Origin of the sequence: Mesorhizobium sp. M1E.F.Ca.ET.063.01.1.1, from assembly GCF_003998155.1 — a bacterium.
Taxonomy (GTDB): Bacteria; Pseudomonadota; Alphaproteobacteria; order Rhizobiales; family Rhizobiaceae; genus Mesorhizobium.
This window is the reverse complement of the sequence record NZ_RZSC01001177.1, coordinates 1-1,217: the sequence shown is the minus strand read 5'-3', so window position 1 is coordinate 1,217 and position 1,217 is coordinate 1. Positions and strand designations below refer to the sequence as shown.

Here is a 1,217-nt window from a genome sequence, read left to right as displayed (position 1 = left end):
TTCCTTCACCGAAAGGCGCGCGCCAGCGCCACCAAGTCGGCACGGCCATCGGCGACAATCGCTTCCGCCTGCTTCGGATTGTCGATCAGTCCCACCGCGCGCGTCGCGATGCCGGCGCCCTTGCGGATCGCTTCCGCCAGATGCACCTGGTAGCCGGGACCGCTGGGCAGCTTCTGCAGAGGCGAATTGCCGCCGCTGGAACAGCAGAGATAGGCGACGCCCTCCGCCTTCAGCGCCTTGGCCACTTCGATCGCCTCTTCGACGTCGAAGCCGCCATCGACCCATTCCTTCACCGAAAGGCGCGCGCCGAGCATCATGTCCGGTGCGGCCTTCTTCACCGCCCTGGCGATCTCGATGGCGAAGCGCATGCGGTTTTCCAATGAGCCGCCCCAGCGGTCCGTGCGCTGGTTGGAGAGCGGCGACAGGAACTGGAAGATCAGATAGCCGTGAGCGGCGTGCAGCTCGATGAAGTCGAAGCCGGCGCGCGCGGCGCGTCTGGCCGCCGCGGCGAAACGTCCGATGACTTGCTGGATCTCTTCTTCGTCCAGCGCGTGCGGCACATTCCACCCCGTGTCGTAGGCGACGGCCGAAGCCGAAACGGTCTGCCAGGGATCCTCGCCCGGCTGCAGGGGGCCGCCGCCTTCCCAAGGCTTCCTGTTGGAGGCCTTGCGGCCGGCATGGGCGAGTTGGACGCCGAATTTGGTGCCGGGTGCTGCGACGCGCCTGGCAGCGTCGAGCGTGCGCTTGGCCGCCGCCTCGTTGTCGTCGGAGTAGAGGCCGAGGCAGCCATGCGAGATGCGGCCCCGCCGCTCGACGTCGGTCATCTCGACGGTCACCATGCCGGCGCCGGACATGGCCAGGTTCATCCAGTGATGGAGGTGCCAGTCGCTGGCGGAGCCGTCCTCGGCCGAATACTGGCACATCGGCGCCACCGCGATGCGGTTGGGGAAGGTGAGACCGCCGAGGGTGATCGGCTGGAAAAGCGATGATGTCATGAAACGGGCTCCTGGGAGAGATATCGCTATCTAGGCAGCCGCGGCGCTTTGCGCCAGACACGAGCCGGTGAAAGCCCCGCTGGACCAGTCGGTTTCTGGGATTGCGCAGGCGCGGGTTCGCGGCTAACCCTTGCCGCCGGCAGCATGGAGTCCCACCATGGAAGATCGCGTCCGCATCCGCTCGGAGGAAGTCCTGTCCGACGACTGGGCGGTGCTGAAGAA

General features: G+C 66.8%; 1 protein-coding gene. It reads right to left on the bottom strand.

Annotation, left to right across the window (positions count from 1 at the left end; translation table 11 throughout):
* Positions 1 to 5: 5 nt before the first annotated feature.
* Entirely contained in the window at positions 6 to 995 is a 990-nt protein-coding gene (locus EOA29_RS37045; protein ID WP_127222431.1) for an NADH:flavin oxidoreductase/NADH oxidase, read from the bottom strand.
* Positions 996 to 1,217: the final 222 nt, after the last annotated feature.